Here is an 18,043-nt window from a genome sequence, read left to right as displayed (position 1 = left end):
CAGTCCCGTAGCCCGGATAAGGCGCACCGCGCCGCTATCCGGGTTCAGACGATGATTACATGCTGTAACCGGGCTTTTTAATCAGCTGTTCCATCTGCGGGGCGATTTCGCTGTCCCAGACCTGCTGCCAGTCGCCAGGTTCAACCTGGTTCAGAGCAACGCTCACCGCGCTGTCCTTGCTGCTGAGGTGGCGAATCAACACCTCGGTGATGTCGTTCGCCAGCGCGGCTTTTTGTTCATCGGTCAGTTCACGGGGAAAACATTTGATATCAACATGTGGCATAGCAGGCTCCTTAGTGTCAGTGCGATAAATTAGCATAGCCCCGAGGTATCGGTTCGCTATTTGTGCCTTAAATCAACCCGTTGTCATGCAGCACCAGCTGAAGCTCAGGCCGTTGATAGACCTTTTCCGCCACCGCAGCCAACTTCGGCGTATGCCCGTCAAACCACGCCTGCCGCGGCCCCCATGAATACATCGCCGCGATATAGCAATCCAGCAGGGTTATCTCCGCCCCCAGCGCGTACGGCGCGGCGGCCAACTGCTGCTCCAGCCACAGATAGAGTGATTGTCGGTATAGAATGCAGTTTTCCCGCAGCTGCTCGGGCGCATCGGCGGCCCAACGCTGCGGATAGTCGGCATAGGTAAACGTGGGATAGACGTTGGCCACCAGCCAGATCAGCAGGCGCTGAAACTGGTGGCGCTGGGGCGTACCCGGGTCGGGCGCTAGATCCGGGCGCTGGTCAAGGATCATCAGAGCGATCGCCGCGGACTCGGTCATCACGCTACCGTCATCGAGCGTCAGCGTTGGTACCTGACACAGCGGGTTTAGCTGCTTGAGGCGATCGCGCTGCGGGCCGGATTGATCAAAGCCTGCAACGTTAACAAAGCTGTACTGCATCCCGGCCAGCGTCAGCATCAGCTCGCTAATCGCCGAGCCCCAGCCGGGTGCGCCATAAACGGTAATCATATTCGGCCTCCACGTTAAACGCTAAGTGTAGGCAGAAACCGGCGGTTCTGGCGTCATTCCCCGGTGTTGCTGCGCTGACCGGGCTACCCTGTCGTGCCCTCGTCTACGCCGATTCGCGCGCCACCAGCTGAAAACCGATATCAATAATCACCTCGCCCTCCCCGCGGCCTTCGATGCGGTCGGCCAGCAACGTCGCCGCCTGTTCGCCAATGGCGTGGCGGTCAACGCTGACGGTAGTGATCGCCGGGCGATTGCTGGCGGCAAAATCCAGATCGCCAAAGCCGATCACCGCCAGATCGTGCGGCACGCGCAGGCCGCGGCTTTCGGCTTCCATGATCGCCCCCTGCGCCAGCGTGTCCGAGCTACAGACGATGACATCAAACGAGGCGGAATCCAGCAGCTGCGCCAGGCCCTGACGTCCCAACGCCAGTGACGCTGGCAACGGCACTTCAACCTGCGGCGCCGCGGATAGACCATTTTTACGGAGCGTGGCGCATAACCCCTGCTTACGCAACGCCGCACGCGCATCCCCAGCCCACAGCAGTCCCGGACGTCGGTAGCCTTGCTGCAGCAGAAACTCGCCGATGGTTTCGCCGACCTTCTCATGCGAAAAGCCCACCAGCATATCCAGCGGCGTGGGGGTCAGATCCCAGATTTCCACCACCGGAATAGCGGCATTAAGGATGGTTTTTTTCAGCGCCGCAGCGTGTTGAATACCGGTCAACACCACGCCGTCCGGGCGGCGTGAGAGTAAGGTTGCCACCAGTTCGGCTTCGGTCTGGCGACTGTAGCCCGCCACACACAGCAGCATATGATAGCCGCGCGCCGCCAGGGTATCGCTGAGCGCCTGGATGGTATCGACAAACATATTGTTGTTGATCTGCGGCACCACCACCGCGATCAGTTTGCTTCGCCGCGACGCCAGTCCGCCCGCCAGCGCATTGGGGATATAGCCGGTAGCCTGCACCGCCTGCATCACTTTCTCCACCGTTTTCGGGCGCACCAGTTGCGGGGTATTTAGCGCCCGGCTGACCGTCATCGATGACAACCCGGCGCTACGAGCGACATCATCCAGCGTCGGCGCCCGCGACGGTTTTCTGCTTTTCACGACGAAGCCCCTGTGTTGAGTCGTTTTCCTGTGGGCATTATTGATGATGCCCCACGCAATTGCCAGCCTCTACCGGTCTCAGCCCGATACTATCAGCGTTGCTGCCCATTAAATGTTATCGCTATCATTGATTATTGTGACTTTTCACAAACCTGTTTGGATCGTGATGTTACTAGCATAATTTCACCCTAAATTATCGTCAGTTGTGATCGTTTGTACAAATTAAAGTCAATGCGATGGCGCTAATCAGCGTTCAGAATTAGAAATGTTAGCGCAAACATTTTATAACCTGAAAGGAACTTACCATGACCTTTAGCGCAAATTCTGAGTCCGTGAGCTACGCCAAAACCCTCGGCGCAAAAACCGCGGCTGAAACCGGCGACCGCATTGCTCACGTCAAACTGTCGCTGGCCTTTTTACCGCTGGCGACGCCGGTCAGCGATGCCAAGGTGCTCACCGGTCGGCAAAAACCGCTGACCGAAGTGGCGATTATCGTTGCCGAAATCCGCTCCCGTGATGGCTATGAAGGCGTTGGCTTTAGCTACTCGAAACGGGCCGGCGGCCAGGGGATCTACGCCCACGCCAAAGAGATTGCCGATAACCTGCTCGGCGAAGATCCGAATGATATCGATAAGATCTACACCAAGCTGCTGTGGGCCGGGGCTTCCGTGGGCCGCAGCGGCATGGCGGTGCAGGCTATCTCCCCTATCGATATCGCGCTGTGGGATATGAAAGCCAAACGCGCCGGGCTGCCGTTAGCCAAACTCCTCGGCGCCCACCGAGATTCCGTGCAGTGCTACAACACCTCGGGCGGATTCCTGCATACCCCGCTGGATCAGGTGCTGAAGAACGTCGCTATCTCGCGGGAAAACGGCATCGGCGGGATCAAACTCAAAGTCGGCCAGCCCAACACCGCCGAAGACATTCGTCGTCTGACGGCAGTGCGGGAGGTGCTGGGGGATGATTTCCCGCTGATGGTCGACGCCAATCAGCAGTGGGATCGTGAAACCGCCATCCGTATGGGGCGCAAAATGGAAGGGTTCAATCTGGTGTGGATTGAGGAGCCGCTGGACGCCTACGATGTCGAAGGCCACGCCCAGCTTGCCGCCGCGCTGGATACTCCTATCGCCACCGGTGAAATGCTAACCAGCTTCCGTGAACATGAACAGCTGATCCTCGGCAACGCCAGCGACGTGGTTCAGCCCGACGCTCCGCGGGTGGGCGGCATCTCGCCGTTCCTCAAAATTATGGATCTCGCCGCGAAGCATGGCCGTAAGCTGGCACCGCATTTTGCCATGGAAGTCCACCTGCATCTGGCCGCCGCCTACCCGCTGGAGCCGTGGCTGGAACATTTCGAGTGGCTGAACCCGCTGTTTAACGAACAGCTGGAGCTGCGCGACGGGCGGATGTGGGTATCTGAACGCCACGGCCTGGGCTTCACCCTCAGCGAACAGGCCCGCCGCTGGACCCAGCACAGCTGCGAGTTTGGTCAGCGCCCTTAATCAATTTCCCCGGATTGCGGCGCAAGCGCCGTATCCGGGCTACCGGCCGATTCACGGCTGAAATCCGCTGTACCTACAATGCAACCCTGCAAAGGAGTTGAATAACATGACAACGCCAATAAAACCCAGCAATGTGCGTTATGGTATTTTGATATTTCTGTTTCTCGCCACCGTATTTAATTATGCCGATCGGGCAACCTTGTCCGTCGTTGCCCCGATGATGAGTAAAGAGTTAGGTTTCGATCCCGAAGCCATGGGGCTGGCTTTTTCAGTATTCGGGATTTCGTATGTGGTGATGCAGATCCCCGGCGGCTGGCTGCTGGATAAATATGGCTCCCGCCTGGTCTACGGCTTTGCATTAATTGGCTGGTCGGTGGTCACCATGTTTCAGGGCACCATCTACCTGTACGCCAGTCCGCTGATCGTGTTGATTATTCTGCGCCTGATGATGGGGGCTATAGAAGCACCGGCGTTTCCCGCCAATAGCCGCCTGAGCGTCCAGTGGTTCCCGAATAAAGAGCGAGGGTTCGTCACCTCGGTTTACCAGGCGGCACAATATATTTCTCTGGGTATTATTACGCCGTTGATGACCATCATTTTGCATAATTTAAGCTGGCATTACGTCTTTTATTATATTGGCGCCATCGGGGTGGTACTGGGGATATTCTGGCTGATTAAAGTCAGAGATCCGCTACAGCACCCAGGCATCAATCAACAGGAAATCGATTATATCCGCGACGGCGGCGGCGAGCCGGAGTTGGGTAGTCGTAAAATGCAGCAGAAACTCACCCTCGCGCAGATCAAAAGCGTCTGCGTCAACCGGATGATGATCGGCGTGTATATCGGCCAGTTCTGCGTGACGTCGATTACCTGGTTCTTCCTGACCTGGTTTCCCACCTATCTGTACCAGGCCAAGGGGATGTCAATTCTGAAGGTGGGCTTCGTCGCCAGTATCCCGGCGATCGCCGGATTCATCGGCGGCCTGCTGGGGGGCGTCTTTTCCGACTGGCTGCTGAAACAGGGCTACAGCCTGACCACCGCCCGTAAACTGCCGGTGATCTGCGGCATGCTGCTCTCCTGCGTGATTGTCGTGGCTAACTATACCAGCTCGGAAGTGGTCGTCATCGCCGCCATGAGTCTGGCCTTCTTCGCCAAAGGGTTTGGCAACCTTGGCTGGTGCATTCTCAGCGATACCTCGCCGAAAGAGATGCTCGGCATTGCCGGCGGCGTGTTTAACATGTGCGGTAACCTGGCAAGCATCATTACCCCGCTGGTGATTGGCGTGATCCTCGCCAACACCCAGTCGTTCGATTACGCCATTTTGTATGTCGGTTCCATGGGCGTACTGGGGCTGTTCTCCTATCTGTTTGTGGTCGGTCCGCTGGACCGTATTACCCTCACTCCACGCCTTGCCTGAAGTTAAATCCCTGGCGAATATCGCCCCCGCTGTTTCGCAACACACTCCTGCGAAACAGCGGTTTTTTAGTAGGTAATACCCGGCGGATTCACCGCTGATTGTGCCACCGCCTCTCCCTGCTCTCCCCAACGCGCCAGCACCTGCTGGTACTCCCCGCGCGCGATGGCGCCGTCCAGTGCCGCCTGCAGCGCATACACCAGGCCGTTGCCTTTTTTAGTGGTGGTCGCCACCCACGCTTTTTTCGGCCCCAGCCCCACCACTTTGGTGGTGCCGCTCAGCGCCGCTTTGTAAGCCGCCGTTGACTGCGGGCCAAAGAAAACATCGGCGCGCCCGGACTGGATATAGAGATTACCGGAAGCGTCATCGGTCAGATAGACCGGCAGCGCTGGCGGACGCCCTGCCGTTTTATTTTCCTCGTTCCAGCCCAGTAAAATACGCTCCTGATTGGTGCCGGAGCCGACGATCACCTTACGGTCCGAGAGGTCCGCCGGACCGCTGATTTGCGCAATATTACTGGTCGATTTCACGGAAAACGCCAGGGAATCGACGCGGTAAGTCGCGAAGTCGAATTTTGTTTTACGCTGTTCGGTGACGGCAATATTGACCAGCGCCACGTCATAGCGCCCGGAGGTGATCCCTAGCGGCCAGTCTTCCCATGCCGTGGGCACCAGTTTAAGCTTCAGCCCTAAGCTTCCTGCCAGCAGACGGGCGATATCCGGGTCGCTGCCGATGCGCGTGCGGTTGTCGCTTGCCAGCAGCGCCAGCGGCGGCGAGTTCAGCGCTGAAATCGCCACCGTCAGCGTGCCGGGTTCCACAAAACGGTAGTTGGCCGGGATCCTGGCGATAGCCGCGGGATCCGCCGTTACCGGCAGCGGCGTTTCGTTGGCCTTCAGGTCGATATCCGCCTGCACGCCGGTGGTCATCACCGTTGAAATGGCGGCGAACGCCAGTCCAGTTATCCTTAGTTTCATGCCAGCACCTTCGATAAAAATTGCCGCGTTCGCGGATGTTGCGGATGGTTGAGCACCTCATCGCTGCTGCCCTGCTCGATGATTTTGCCCTCGACCATAAACACCACTTTGTCGGCCACTTCGCGGGCGAAGCCGATTTCGTGGGTTACTACGACTAGCGTAGTGCCGGAGCGCGCCAGCTTTTTAATCACGTCGAGCACTTCGCCCACCAGCTCAGGATCGAGCGCCGATGTCGGTTCATCGAACAGGATCACCCTCGGCTTGAGGGCCAGCGCCCGGGCAATGGCGATGCGCTGCTGCTGCCCGCCGGACAGATGTCGCGACCAGGCATCGGCTTTGTGCCGCAGGCCGACGACATCAAGCAGGTCATAGGCGCGGGCTATCGCCTCCTTGCGGGTCGCCTGCTTGTGAGCAATCGGCGCTTCAATCAGGTTTTCCAGCACCGTCAGGTGCGGGAACAGATTGAAGTTCTGGAAGACATAGCCGACATTGACGCGCTGGCGCAGGATCGCTTTCTCTTTCAGTTCATACAGCTTGTCGCCCTCGCGGCGGTAGCCAATATAGTCCCCGTCAATCTGGATAAATCCTTCATCTACTCGCTCCAGATGGTTAATGGTGCGCAGCAGCGTGGACTTGCCCGACCCGGACGGGCCGAGGATCACCGTGACGGTGCCGGGCGGGATCTCCAGCGACACATCGTCCAGCGCCTTGTGGCGACCGAAGTACTTGCTGACCCCGGTAATCGAAATATGGCCGTTAAGAGAGTTGGGCATGGATGGCCTCCTGCGGTTTCTGCTGCGGCTGCGGGGCGGTTTCCTGAAGCTGGCGACGACGTGGCGAGTTCACCGCCGAGCGGCGTTCGCTGCGGGCCAGAGCGCGTTCCACCAGATACTGGATCAGTGACAGCACGCTGGTGATCACCAGGTACCAGACGGCACCGACCATCAGCAGCGGGATCACCTCCTGGGTGCGGTTGTAGATCATCTGAATGGTGTAAAACAGCTCCGGCATCGCCAGCACGTAAACCATGGCCGTACCTTTGGCGAGGCTGATAATTTCGTTAAAGCCGGCGGGTAAAATCGTGCGCAGCGCCTGTGGCAGAATAATCCGTAGCGTCCGGCGCCATGCCGGCAGCCCCAGCGCCGCTGCCGCTTCATACTGCCCGTGATCGACCCCGAGGAAACCGCCGCGAATAATCTCGGCGGTGTAGGCGCTCTGCACCAGCGTCAGCCCAACCACCGCCGTCGAAAATTGCCCCAGCACGTTGATGGTCTGGTAGCTCCCCCAGCTAAAGGCGGTAAACGGGATGCCAATCGACAGCGTGTCGTACAGATAGGAAAAGTTGTAGAGAATGATCAGCACCACTATCAGCGGCAGCGAACGGAACAGCCAGATATAGCCCCAGGCAAGGCTGCTCAACAACCAGGAGGAAGAGAGCCTGGCCAGCGCCAGTACGCCGCCGAACAGCACGCTCAGAACGGTACCGATCAGTGTCAACAGCAGAGTCTGCCCTAGCCCTTCCAGGATCACCGGGTCGAAGAACCAACGGGCGAACACCGACCACTCCCAGCGGGGGTTAAAAGCCACCGACTGCACCACACCCGCCAGCACCAGTAGGGCCAGCAGCGCCCCGACGGCGCGCAGCGGGTAGCGCGCCGGAACCACCTTAATCGTTTCCGAATGCGTCATGTGGCCTCCTCAGGCGCTTTGGCTCAGGGCGCTGACCGACAGCGCTTTGCTGAAGCGCAGCCGCCCGTCAAACGGCGGCTGGCTGTACTCTTCCGGGTTGCGCGTCAGATCAAACTGCGCGTCATACCCCTGGCTCAGATAAAGCTTCACGGCTTCCGGCTGGCGAAAGCCGGTCGTCAGATAAATATGGCTGTAACCCGCCAGTACGGCCCGCCGTTCCAGCTCCTGCACCACTTTCGCCGCCAGCCCCTGCTGGCGCAGGCGGTGGTGGGTCCAGATGCGTTTGATCTCGGCGGTGTGAGTATCTTTCGGTTTATAGGCCCCGGTGGCGATGATCTCGCCGTCTCGTTCAAGGACGATAAACAGCCCCTGCGGCGCCAGATACCATTCGGTCAGTTCAACCTCCGCGTCACGGGAAAAGTAGTCGCCATAGCGCGAGGCATATTCAGCGAACAGGCCGTTAATAATCGGCTGGAGTTCCGGTGCTTCGGGAGAGATATCGCGGAATGCGTCGCTCATGTTGCCTCCTGTTAGTCGCCCAGACCGGCCGGGTTAATTTCTGATTGGGGGATGCTCTCGACCCCTTCACCCCAGCGGTTCAGGACTTTGGCATAATCGCCGTTGCTGATAACGCCGTTCAACGCCGTCTGCACGGGCTCCACCAGGCCGCTACCCTTTTTCAGGGTGACCGCGATATGCGCCGCTTTCGGCCAGCCGCCATCCACGCTGCCCACCAGTTTGGTTTTGCCGGTCAGCGCCGCTTTCCATGCACCAATTACGTTGGGACCAAAGAAGGCGTCAGCGCGACCGGACTGAATCGCCAGCGTCTGGGCGGCATCATCTTTGGTGTACACCGGGGTAAAGGGCTTCAGCCCTTTTTTCAGGTTCTCGGCATTCCACGCCAGCAGGATGGCCTCCTGGTTGGTACCCGATCCGACGATAATGCGCAGCCCGGCAATATCTTCCGCTTTGTCGATGTGCTGCAGCGGGCTGGTGCTTTTGACGTAAAAGCCCAGAGAATCCTTACGATAGGTGGCAAAATCGAACTTCTCTTTGCGCTCTTTGGTAACAGTAATATTGCTGATCGCGGCATCATATTTGCCGGAGGCCACTCCCAGCGGCCAGTCTTCCCAGGAGGTCGGGACAACGTTCAGCTCCAGCCCCAGACTGTCGGCCACCAGGCGGGCGATATCCACCTCGCTGCCGAGCAGGGTTTTGTTATCGTCGGAAAACACCGTCAGCGGCGGAGAGTTCAGCGCCGCCACCGCCACGGTCAGTTTCCCCGGCACCGCGAAGTGATAATTTGCCGGCAGTTGCGCAATCGCCTGCGGGTTTTTCGCCGTATGAATCGGCGCTTTATTGGCGGCCAGGCTCACGCCGGTGCCGTTGATATTGACGTCCTGTGCCCATGACGGGGCGCTAAAAGCCAGCGCCAGCGCCAGTAAAAGTGACTTTTTCTGCATAGCGGTGTTCTCTGTTTTTATTGTTGGAATTGGTTGACGGGCTGCGCCAGCCCCAGACTCTCGCGCAGAGTCGTACCGGGATATTCATCACGGAACAGCCCGCGAGCCTGCAGCACCGGCACCACCTGGTCAACAAAGCGCGGGAAGGTGTCCGGCGTGCCGCCCTGGATGATAAAACCGTCCGCCGCGTGCTGTTCAAACCACTGCTGCAGACCGTCGGCGACCTCTTCCGGCGTACCAGAAAACAGCGGGCGCGGGCTGGCGGCCTCCAGCGCCACCTGGCGCAGGGTCAAATGCCGTTCACGGGCGTTGCGTTTGATTTCATCGGTGGTGCTGCGGAAGCTGTTTTTGCCCAGTTCGCCAATATCCGGGAACGCTTCATCCAGCGGGTATTGGCTAAAGTCGTGGTGTTCGAAATAGCGCCCGAGATAGTTCAGGGCATCGTCGATCGACACCAGCGCGGCGGTGGTCTGGTATTGCTGTTCCACGTCGTCGGCATCGTCGCCGATAATCACGCTGACGCCCTGGAAGATGTGCAGCTGGTCCGCTTGCCGCCCGTGCTCCGCCAGCTGATGTTTAACATCGCGATAAAACAGCTGGGCTTCCGCCAGGGTGGCCTGATGGGTGAAGATGGCGTCGGCGTGGCTTGCCGCCAGTTTTTTCCCGTCATCCGAAGCACCGGCCTGAAAGATAATCGGACGGCCCTGCGGCGTGCGGGCAATATTTAACGGCCCGGCGACCTGGAAAAAATCACCGTGATGGTCAAGGGTGTGCAGTTTGGCGTTATCAAAGAACTGTCCGGTGGCTTTGTTGCGGATAAAAGCGTCCTGCTCCCAGGAGTCCCAAAGCCCTTTCACCACCCGTAAATATTCATCGGCGATACGATAGCGCAGCGAATGGTCAGGATGCTGCGCGCGCGAGAAGTTCTTTGCCGAGCCTTCCAGCGGCGAGGTCACCACGTTCCAGCCGGCGCGTCCCTGGCTCAAATGGTCGAGGCTGGCAAACTGCCGCGCGGTGGTAAAAGGCTCGCTGTAGGAGGTCGATAAGGTGCCGACCAGCCCGAGATGGCGGGTCACCGCCGCCAGCGTCGATAATACCGTCAGGGGTTCGAAACGGTTTAAAAAGTGCGGGATAGATTTCTCATTAATATATAAACCGTCAGCGACAAATATAAAGTCCAGTTTCCCCTCTTCCGCTTTTAATGCCGTTTGTTTGACGAAGTCAAAATTAATACTGGCATCGGCCTGAGCGGCCGGATGACGCCACGCGGACATATTCCCTGATGCGCCATGTAATATGGTTCCCAGACGCAACTGTCGTTTTTCAGACATAATAACCCCTTCTCTTGCCGAAAATAATAATCTACCCGCCATACTTCAAGTGGCATGAACTCTGGCTATATACCTCAGCCCATCCTGGACCACGACCTGACAGGGCGCGGTAAATAACGTTTAACTCTGCTGTAGCGCCCGTTGTGCCAGCGCCGCGAAATAACGGGCCGCCGGGGCAATTAAGCGATCATCCGGGTTATAGGCCGGGTGGTGAAGGCCATATTCACTGGCGCTGCCGATGCTGACAAAGGCACCGGGAATATGCTGCAAATAGACGGCAAAATCTTCGCCCCCCATATGCAAATCGGCTTCATGGGTGCGATAACCGGCTTCTGCGGCGACCTCGCTGGCAAACGCCGCCCAGCGGGCGTCATTGACCAGTGCCGTCGGCCCGGAATACCAGAACACATCAATCTGGGCGCCAAAGGCGCTGGCAAACCCGGCGGCGATCTCGCTGACTCGCGCCTTCACGCGCTGCTGTACCTCACTGCTGTGGGTCCGTAAGGTACCCTCGAGCTCAACGCTTTCCGGCAGCACGTTCCAGGTATTGCCTCCCTGAATCCGCGTCACGCTGAGCACCACCGAATCGAGGGTATTCACCTCGCGACTGGCGACGCTTTGCAACACGGTGACCAGTTGGCTGGCCAGCAGAATCGCGTCTTTGCCTTCATGGGGACGTGCGGCGTGTGCACCTTTGCCGGTCACCTTAAAGACAAAACGATCGACGTTGGCGTAGAAGGCGCCGCCGCGGGTGGCAAATTCGCCCAGCGGCAAGCCGGGTTCATTGTGCATGCCGAAAATCGCCCTCACACCTTCCAGCGCCCCGGCACGAATCAGCGTTTTCGCGCCGCCGAAGTTCTCCTCTGCGGGCTGAAACAGGATCCGCACCCGACCTGGCAGCTGTGCTTCAGCCTCTTTCAGCAGCAGCACGGCGCCGAGCATCACGCTGGTGTGAATATCGTGGCCGCAGGCATGCATCACGCCTTCGTGCTGCGAGCGGTAAGGTAACCCGGTGTTCTCCTCGATGGGCAAGGCGTCGATATCGGCCCGCAGGGCGACAATGTTATCGCCGCTGCCCACCTCCACCACCAGTCCGGTTTTCAGTTCATAGGGCAGCACCCGCAGGCCGCCGCTTTCCAGCCAGTCACGAATGCGGGCGGTGGTGGCCACCTCCTGCAGCGAAAGCTCCGGGAACTGATGCAGTTCGCGGCGCCAGCTAATCAGCTGTTGTTCAAAACTCATGACAGCACCTCCGCGCGGTGGTGGGCCTGAGCCAGCAGGCGTAACGAATCCAGCCGCGCCTGCCCTTCACTCACCGGGGTATCGATAATAAATTCGTCAATCTGCCAGGCGGCATGCAGCGCATCGAGCTGGGCTTTCACCTCGTCGGCGGTGCCGGCCAGCAGCGATGATTCGCGACGGGCAATGTGCGTCGGCGGGCTTCCGGCCTGGCGGGCAAAGGCCAGCGCCTGGGCCTCACTGCCGACGGTTACCCGTTGGCCGTTTTCCAGCTCCACGCCCCAGACCTCGACCTGTTTTGCCAGCGCCAGGGCCGTGGTCCGGTCTGCGGCGACGATCGCCTGCACCGCCACGATAGTCTGGCGGCGGCTCAGCGTCCGCCAACGGGTCAGCACATCGCGCAGCAGGGTTTTGTCGCCGTTCAGGTGGGCGGCAAACACGAAATGCCAGTCCAGCCGGGCGGCCAGTTCCGCGCTTTCGAGGCTGGCGCCCAGCAGAAAGCCGTCAGCGCGACGTGGGGGAACCGGCGTCGCACGCAGGCTCTCTTCGCCGGTGTCCTCGGTCAGTGACAACCAGTTATCCAACTGGGCGAGGCTATCGGCAAAGGTCCCTTTCTCCTCAGCGTGAACCCCTTGCTGCAATGCCCGGGTTGACAGCGGCAGACCGCCCGGCGCTTTACCCACCCCGAGGTCCACACGACCTGGGGCAAGCGAAGCCAGCAGATTAAAGTTTTCCGCCACTTTATACGGGCTGTAATGTTGCAGCATGACGCCGCCGGATCCGACGCGAATCTGCCGGGTCTGACCGAGGATCCAGGCAATCACCACTTCCGGTGACGGGCTGGCAAGTTGATCGGTATTGTGATGTTCGGCAACCCAGAAGCGGTGATAGCCCCAGGTTTCGGCCTGTTGCGCCAACGTTAATGTACGCGTCAGCGCCTGTGCAGCAGTTTCCCCCGCCGCCAGCGGACTTTTATCCAGAATACTGATTCGATAAGACATTTCGCAGGCTCGCATTAACAAACATGCCTGCATTATTAGAATCAGCCGCAGCCGTTGAGAAACAATTTATTCACATGTGCTCTGCCGGAAAATAGATATGCAGCTTCGCACCTGTCTCAGCCGACGTATCAGTCCGCTGCTGAATCTGACGCAATCTGTTGTTGCAACTGACGAACTAAAGCCTCGGTCTGCTGCTGATTGCGCAGACGAATAAAACGGATGTGCTGCCAGCTCGGATCGGCCATATCCATTTGATAACGCAGGCGGTTCTTTTTCCAGGTAGTGATGGTCCACCAGAGGATTGATTCGCGGCTTAAAAAAGAACGGCGGAAGCTTTCGCGGTTGCCGGTACCGGGCCACAGCTCCTGCTGTGAGCGCGCGCGCGCGACGGCCCGGCAAACGGCCTGTCTGAGGGTCCGCCAGAAGCCATAGTCGACCCAGATGACCATGTCGACATCGCGCCACTTCAGCGGACGGCTGCGATTGTAATTACCGTCCAGCACCCAGTCGGGGCGGTCGATGGCCGCTGCCAGTTTGGCAAAGAAAGCCTCATCAGGCGTGCCCTGCCAGTGCGGCTGCCAGTACAGGGTGTCCATCTCAATACAGGGAACGGATAGCATCTGCGCCAGTCGGCGCGCCAGGGTCGTTTTGCCTGAACCGCTGGTGCCCACTATGTTGATTTTCATGGCTGTCTCCCGGCCATTTTGGGGCCGGGTATTTTAGCCTGGAAGAGAAATGTGCGCTATTACCTCGCCCGCAGAAATACCGTGCTGGTTGGTATTCACCGGGCGAGGCGCGATTAGCTGGCGGGGTACTGCTCGTCACTTACCTGTTCAAGCCAGGTCACTGGGCTGCCGTTTTCAGATTCGGCAATCGCGATATGGACCATCGCCGTCTGGGCGCAGGCGCCGTGCCAGTGTTTCACTCCGGGTGGGATCCAGGCGATATCGCCCTGATTCAGCACCTGCGGCGCCTGATCCCACTCCTGCAGCCAGCCGCGTCCCTGAGTGACAATCAGCGTCTGGCCTAGCGGATGGGTATGCCAGGCGGTACGTGCGCCGGGTTCAAACGTCACCGTGGCGCCGCCCACCTTAGCCGGTTCGGTGGCCTGAAACGGTGCATCAATGCGAACATCGCCGGTAAACCAGGTATCCGGGCCTTTGCGGGATGGCAGTGAACCGCTGCGAATAATATTCATGATCGTTCCTCTCAACATAAGGTGTGTGTTGAAAGTAGCGCAAAATCACGACGCTGATTAGACTACTAAATAAGAAAGTAACCATGAGCAAAATTCATTAATCTGGAAAACCGATGTTAAAAGATAACGTTAACGACCTGCTGTCGTTTATGGTGGTGGCCCGCGAACGCAGTTTTACCCGCGCTGCTGCCCAGCTTGGCGTGTCGCAGTCGGCCCTCAGCCACGCGATGCGCAATCTTGAAGCCCGCCTCGACGTGCGTTTACTTTCCCGCACAACCCGCAGCGTCGCCCCAACGGAAGCGGGAGAAAGACTGTTCCAGCGCCTGAGCCCGCACCTGATGGAGATTGAGCAGGAGCTGGCCGCCCTGCGCGATACCCGGGACCAGCCAGCAGGTAATATTCGCCTGACCGCTGGCGAGCATGCCACCAGCGCCCTGCTGTGGCCGGCGCTGAAAACCTTTATGTTGCAATACCCGGATATCAATATCGAAATTACCGTGGATAACGGCCTGACCGATATCGTTGATGGCCGCTTTGACGCTGGGGTTCGCCTCGGCGAACAGGTGGCCAAAGATATGATTGCCGTGCGTATCGCCCCCGATATGCGCATGGCGGTGATCGGCTCCCCGGGCTATTTACAGCGCTATGGTACGCCGCAGACACCCTACGATCTTGAACAGCATCGCTGCATCAATATGCGTCTGCCGACGCTCGGCGGGCTTTATGCCTGGGAGTTTGAGCAGGATGGCCGCGAAGTCCGCGTGCGCGTTGAGGGGCAAATTATTTTAAACAGCCTACCGCAACGTATCGATGCCGCTGAATCCGGGCTGGGTCTGGCCTACGTTCCTGAGGACAGCATCGAAGAGGCGCTGACGAAGGGACGACTGGTTCGGGTGCTCGAGAGCTGGACCCCGTCGTTCTCCGGTTATCACCTCTATTACCCTGGGCGTCGACAGCATACCACCGCCTTTAGCCTGCTGTTAGCCCACCTTCGTCATTGAACTCATTGATATATAAGCAAGTGCGGTGCAGTGATGTTTTACGTGCGTGACTATCTCGTTACGTGTAGGATGCTGCGCCATGCTCTGCTTATCTCCTACGTCAGAATGATGGGAAAGCCAGCATAACGTACTGCGTCTCAGCAGTGCGCAGAACCACTCATGGACATTGACAGGAAAATGGGTATCACAATGAATACTAAGCAAAACACAACGGCGGAACATCACGCCGCCAAGCGTCACTGGCTAAACTCTCAGGAAGCGGGTTATCACAAAGCGATGGGTAACCGTCAGGTACAGATGATCGCCATCGGCGGGGCTATCGGTACCGGTCTGTTCCTCGGCGCAGGTGCGCGTTTACAGATGGCCGGGCCCGCCCTGGCGCTGGTGTATCTGGTCTGCGGCCTGTTCTCATTCTTTATCTTACGCGCCCTCGGCGAACTGGTATTGCATCGTCCCTCCAGCGGCAGTTTCGTCTCCTATGCCCGCGAATTCTTAGGTGAAAAAGCGGCCTACGTGGCGGGATGGATGTACTTCGTTAACTGGGCGATGACCGGGATTGTCGATATCACCGCCGTGGCGTTGTATATGCACTACTGGGGTGCCTTCGGCGATGTCCCGCAGTGGGTCTTCGCCCTCGGCGCGCTGGCGATCGTCGGCACCATGAACATGATCGGCGTGAAGTGGTTCGCCGAAATGGAGTTCTGGTTTGCGCTGGTCAAGGTGTTGGCGATTGTCGCCTTCCTGGTGGTGGGGACGGTGTTCCTCGGCAGCGGTAAACCGCTGGACGGCAACGCCACCGGTTTCCATCTGATCACCGATAACGGCGGCCTGTTCCCGCACGGCCTGATGCCGGCGCTGGTGCTGGTTCAGGGCGTGGTGTTCGCCTTTGCCTCTATCGAACTGGTGGGCACCGCCGCCGGTGAGTGTAAAGATCCGCAGACCGTGGTGCCCCGCGCCATCAACAGCGTGATCTGGCGTATTGGTCTGTTTTACGTCGGCTCAGTTGTGCTGCTGGTGCTGCTGCTGCCGTGGAATGCCTATCAGGCCGGGCAAAGTCCGTTTGTCACCTTCTTCAGCAAGCTGGGCGTGCCGTACATCGGTAGCGTGATGAATATCGTGGTACTGACCGCCGCGCTCTCCAGCCTGAACTCCGGCCTGTACTGCACCGGACGTATTCTGCGTTCGATGTCGATGGGCGGTTCTGCGCCGAAGTTCATGTCTAAGATGAGCCGTCATCACGTGCCGTACGCCGGGATTCTGGCGACGCTGGTGGTGTATGTCTTCGGGGTGTTTCTGAACTACCTGGTGCCGTCTCAGGTCTTTGAGATCGTGCTGAACGTGGCGTCGCTGGGGATTATCGCCTCATGGGCCTTTATCGTGGTGTGCCAGATGAAACTGCGTCAGGCGATTAAGGAAGGGAAAGCGGCGGATGTGAGCTTCAAAATGCCTGGGGCGCCGTTTACCTCCTGGCTGACCCTGCTGTTCCTGCTCAGCGTGCTGGTACTGATGGCTTTCGATTACCCGAACGGTACTTATACCATCGGTTCGATTCCGCTGATTGCCGTGCTGCTGGTGGCCGGCTGGTTTGGCGTACGCAAACGTGTTCATGCCATTCACAGTGAAGCGCCTGGCGTGCAGACGTCACAGAAGTAAGCGTATCGTGGTTTGCCCGGAAACGGGCAAACCACCTGCTGTCACTTAATTATCTTCCACCAGCTGCGACACGTCGCTGCTGTTAATCTGGCGATGGTTGCCAGATTCATCGACATAGCTGGTCATACCGGTGTCTTTATCCAGACGCGGCTTGCCCTGAGTCACAATGGTCTGCCCACTTTTTGTTGTCATGACGTAGTTTGAACTACAACCTGCAAGCAGTGCCAGCATCGCGCCAGCGCACAGCACCATAAATGGCTTATTCATACTTCCTCCGGAATGATTACCATCGCCCCGCAACGACGGGGAAAGTATTGATTGTAATGTCATTATATTCTTCAGGCCAATTGGTGTTTGTAACAGAGGGTGATTCAGGCGGGTGGGAGGGGTTGCCCCCTCCGCAATAACGATTTACAGCGCAATACGGATTACATCATCCGGCTGGGTAGCTTCTTTCTGACGGCTGGATTCCTGCTTCACGCTGACATACAGCGTTTTACCGTCGGCGGAGAGCGCCAGGCTATTCGGGTGAGTCGGGGTTTTGAAGGTTTTAACGACCTTGTAGGTTTTGCCGTCAATCACGCTCACTTCACCGGCTTTACGATGCGTCACATAGGCTTCGTTACGCGTCGGGTTGAACAACACCGCCAGCGATTCCGGGGCGGCAATTTTCTGCAGCACTTTGCCATCGCGGATATCGACCACCAGAACTTCCGGCTGTTTGCCATCGGTGATAAAGGCGCGGTGACCGGCGGTATCCAGGCTCAGGTTCAGATAGAAGTGCTCTTTCCCGTCATCCTGCAGCTTTTTGCGGCTGATAATTTTGTTGCTGTCGCTGTCGATGGTCAGCAGTTCGCCATCGGCATTGGTGGTGTAAATACGTTTGGCATCAGCATCCACCGCCAGACCGGTTGCCATAGCGCCGGTATTGGTGATGGTGTCTTTCAGCGTCAGCTTTTCACCATCCACGACCCAGATCACGCTCTCTTTACCCAGACCGGTGATATAGACGGTGTTGGTTTTTTCATTAACCGCCAGTTCACGCGGCGCCAGCGGGCGCACAGTTTCGCTGCGTTTGCGATCGTCGAGCACCAGACGGCCTTTCACCGCGCCGCTTTTCGCGTCAATGGCGGTGACGGTGCTGTCGGTGGTGTTGCCAAACCACAGCGTTTGCGTCGCGTTATTGATCGTCGCGCCGAACGGTTTCAGATCGTTATGAATAACCTGAGTCACCTCCAGCGTGGTCGGATCAAGACGATAAACAATCCCGCCTTTATCCAGCGAACGGCTTTGAGAAGTAGCGACCCACAGCGCATTTTCCTGCTGGCTGTAAGCCATTTCGTATGCGCCCTTACCGACCGCCTTGCGCAACATTTCTTCTGCCGCATGAGCACTGAAGCTCCCCGCCAGCAGTAAAGAGGTTAATAACAGTGAACGGCGCAGACGCGGCGCGGACAGATGACGTAATGACATGACGACTCCCTTTGATAAAACAACTATGT

17 protein-coding genes and 1 pseudogene are annotated in these 18,043 nt (G+C 58.3%); 4 read left to right on the top strand and 14 right to left on the bottom strand.

The window, feature by feature from the left end; genetic code table 11:
* Positions 1–55 precede the first annotated feature (55 nt).
* The 3 genes from pptA to ACMYSO_RS01110 form a co-directional block, all read right to left on the bottom strand.
* Positions 56–283 (bottom strand): tautomerase PptA, encoded by a 228-nt coding sequence (gene pptA, locus ACMYSO_RS01120; RefSeq protein WP_434668847.1) that lies wholly within the window; start codon positions 281–283, stop codon positions 56–58.
* 67 nt (positions 284–350) lie between these two features.
* Positions 351–968, bottom strand: a complete 618-nt coding sequence (locus ACMYSO_RS01115) for a glutathione S-transferase family protein (protein WP_434668846.1) — start codon at positions 966–968, stop codon at positions 351–353.
* Between the two features lie 103 nt (positions 969–1,071).
* Complete coding sequence (locus ACMYSO_RS01110) at positions 1,072–2,076, bottom strand: LacI family DNA-binding transcriptional regulator (RefSeq protein WP_434668845.1); 1,005 nt, start codon at positions 2,074–2,076, stop codon at positions 1,072–1,074.
* 305 nt (positions 2,077–2,381) lie between these two features.
* Here ACMYSO_RS01110 and ACMYSO_RS01105 point away from each other — a divergent pair, with 305 nt between their 5' ends.
* The gene (locus ACMYSO_RS01105; RefSeq protein ID WP_154143768.1) at positions 2,382–3,578 is read left to right on the top strand and encodes an L-talarate/galactarate dehydratase; all 1,197 of its coding nucleotides are present in this window, start codon (positions 2,382–2,384) and stop codon (positions 3,576–3,578) included.
* 106 nt (positions 3,579–3,684) lie between these two features.
* A complete protein-coding gene (locus ACMYSO_RS01100; protein ID WP_434668844.1) occupies positions 3,685–4,995 on the top strand; it encodes an MFS transporter in 1,311 nt (436 codons plus the stop codon).
* A 65-nt stretch (positions 4,996–5,060) separates the two neighbouring features.
* Here the strand turns inward: ACMYSO_RS01100 and ACMYSO_RS01095 are convergent, their stop codons facing one another.
* The 9 genes and pseudogenes from ACMYSO_RS01095 to ACMYSO_RS01055 form a co-directional block, all read right to left on the bottom strand.
* The gene (locus ACMYSO_RS01095) at positions 5,061–5,918 is read right to left on the bottom strand and encodes a transporter substrate-binding domain-containing protein (protein ID WP_434670880.1); all 858 of its coding nucleotides are present in this window, start codon (positions 5,916–5,918) and stop codon (positions 5,061–5,063) included.
* Between the two features lie 44 nt (positions 5,919–5,962).
* Positions 5,963–6,739 (bottom strand): amino acid ABC transporter ATP-binding protein, encoded by a 777-nt coding sequence (locus ACMYSO_RS01090; RefSeq protein WP_123754216.1) that lies wholly within the window; start codon positions 6,737–6,739, stop codon positions 5,963–5,965.
* The gene (locus ACMYSO_RS01085; protein WP_434668843.1) at positions 6,723–7,655 is read right to left on the bottom strand and encodes an amino acid ABC transporter permease; all 933 of its coding nucleotides are present in this window, start codon (positions 7,653–7,655) and stop codon (positions 6,723–6,725) included. The genes ACMYSO_RS01090 and ACMYSO_RS01085 overlap by 17 nt, the downstream gene beginning before the upstream one ends.
* 9 nt (positions 7,656–7,664) lie before the next feature.
* A complete protein-coding gene (locus ACMYSO_RS01080) occupies positions 7,665–8,174 on the bottom strand; it encodes a GNAT family N-acetyltransferase (protein ID WP_434584944.1) in 510 nt (169 codons plus the stop codon).
* Between the two features lie 11 nt (positions 8,175–8,185).
* Positions 8,186–10,449, bottom strand: a pseudogene (locus ACMYSO_RS01075) (NtaA/DmoA family FMN-dependent monooxygenase).
* Between the two features lie 120 nt (positions 10,450–10,569).
* The gene (locus ACMYSO_RS01070; protein ID WP_434668842.1) at positions 10,570–11,691 is read right to left on the bottom strand and encodes an amidohydrolase; all 1,122 of its coding nucleotides are present in this window, start codon (positions 11,689–11,691) and stop codon (positions 10,570–10,572) included.
* Positions 11,688–12,689, bottom strand: coding sequence for an LLM class flavin-dependent oxidoreductase (locus ACMYSO_RS01065; protein WP_434668841.1), 1,002 nt, complete (start codon positions 12,687–12,689; stop codon positions 11,688–11,690). The genes ACMYSO_RS01070 and ACMYSO_RS01065 overlap by 4 nt, the downstream gene beginning before the upstream one ends.
* A gap of 128 nt (positions 12,690–12,817) precedes the next feature.
* Entirely contained in the window at positions 12,818–13,375 is a 558-nt protein-coding gene (locus tag ACMYSO_RS01060; RefSeq protein ID WP_434668840.1) for an adenylate kinase, read from the bottom strand.
* A 113-nt stretch (positions 13,376–13,488) separates the two neighbouring features.
* Entirely contained in the window at positions 13,489–13,887 is a 399-nt protein-coding gene (locus ACMYSO_RS01055) for a (R)-mandelonitrile lyase (RefSeq protein ID WP_434668839.1), read from the bottom strand.
* A gap of 113 nt (positions 13,888–14,000) precedes the next feature.
* On the opposite strand from ACMYSO_RS01055, the gene ACMYSO_RS01050 reads away from it, so the two are divergent.
* The gene (locus tag ACMYSO_RS01050) at positions 14,001–14,888 is read left to right on the top strand and encodes a LysR family transcriptional regulator (protein ID WP_434668838.1); all 888 of its coding nucleotides are present in this window, start codon (positions 14,001–14,003) and stop codon (positions 14,886–14,888) included.
* A gap of 189 nt (positions 14,889–15,077) precedes the next feature.
* Positions 15,078–16,541, top strand: coding sequence for an L-asparagine permease (gene ansP / locus ACMYSO_RS01045; protein ID WP_434668837.1), 1,464 nt, complete (start codon positions 15,078–15,080; stop codon positions 16,539–16,541).
* 45 nt (positions 16,542–16,586) lie between these two features.
* On the opposite strand, the gene ACMYSO_RS01040 is transcribed toward ansP, so the two are convergent.
* Together ACMYSO_RS01040 and ACMYSO_RS01035 are read right to left on the bottom strand one after the other, a co-directional pair.
* Positions 16,587–16,808: a YgdI/YgdR family lipoprotein gene (locus tag ACMYSO_RS01040; protein ID WP_434584952.1), complete on the bottom strand. Its 222-nt coding sequence runs from the start codon at positions 16,806–16,808 to the stop codon at positions 16,587–16,589.
* Between the two features lie 144 nt (positions 16,809–16,952).
* Positions 16,953–18,014, bottom strand: a complete 1,062-nt coding sequence (locus tag ACMYSO_RS01035; RefSeq protein ID WP_434668836.1) for a YncE family protein — start codon at positions 18,012–18,014, stop codon at positions 16,953–16,955.
* Positions 18,015–18,043 lie beyond the last annotated feature (29 nt).

Source organism: Klebsiella sp. B345 (assembly GCF_051131735.1).
In the GTDB taxonomy this organism is placed as follows: Bacteria; Pseudomonadota; Gammaproteobacteria; order Enterobacterales; family Enterobacteriaceae; genus Klebsiella.
The sequence above is the reverse complement of the archived record's forward strand: the minus strand, read 5'-3'. Positions and strand labels throughout refer to the sequence as shown.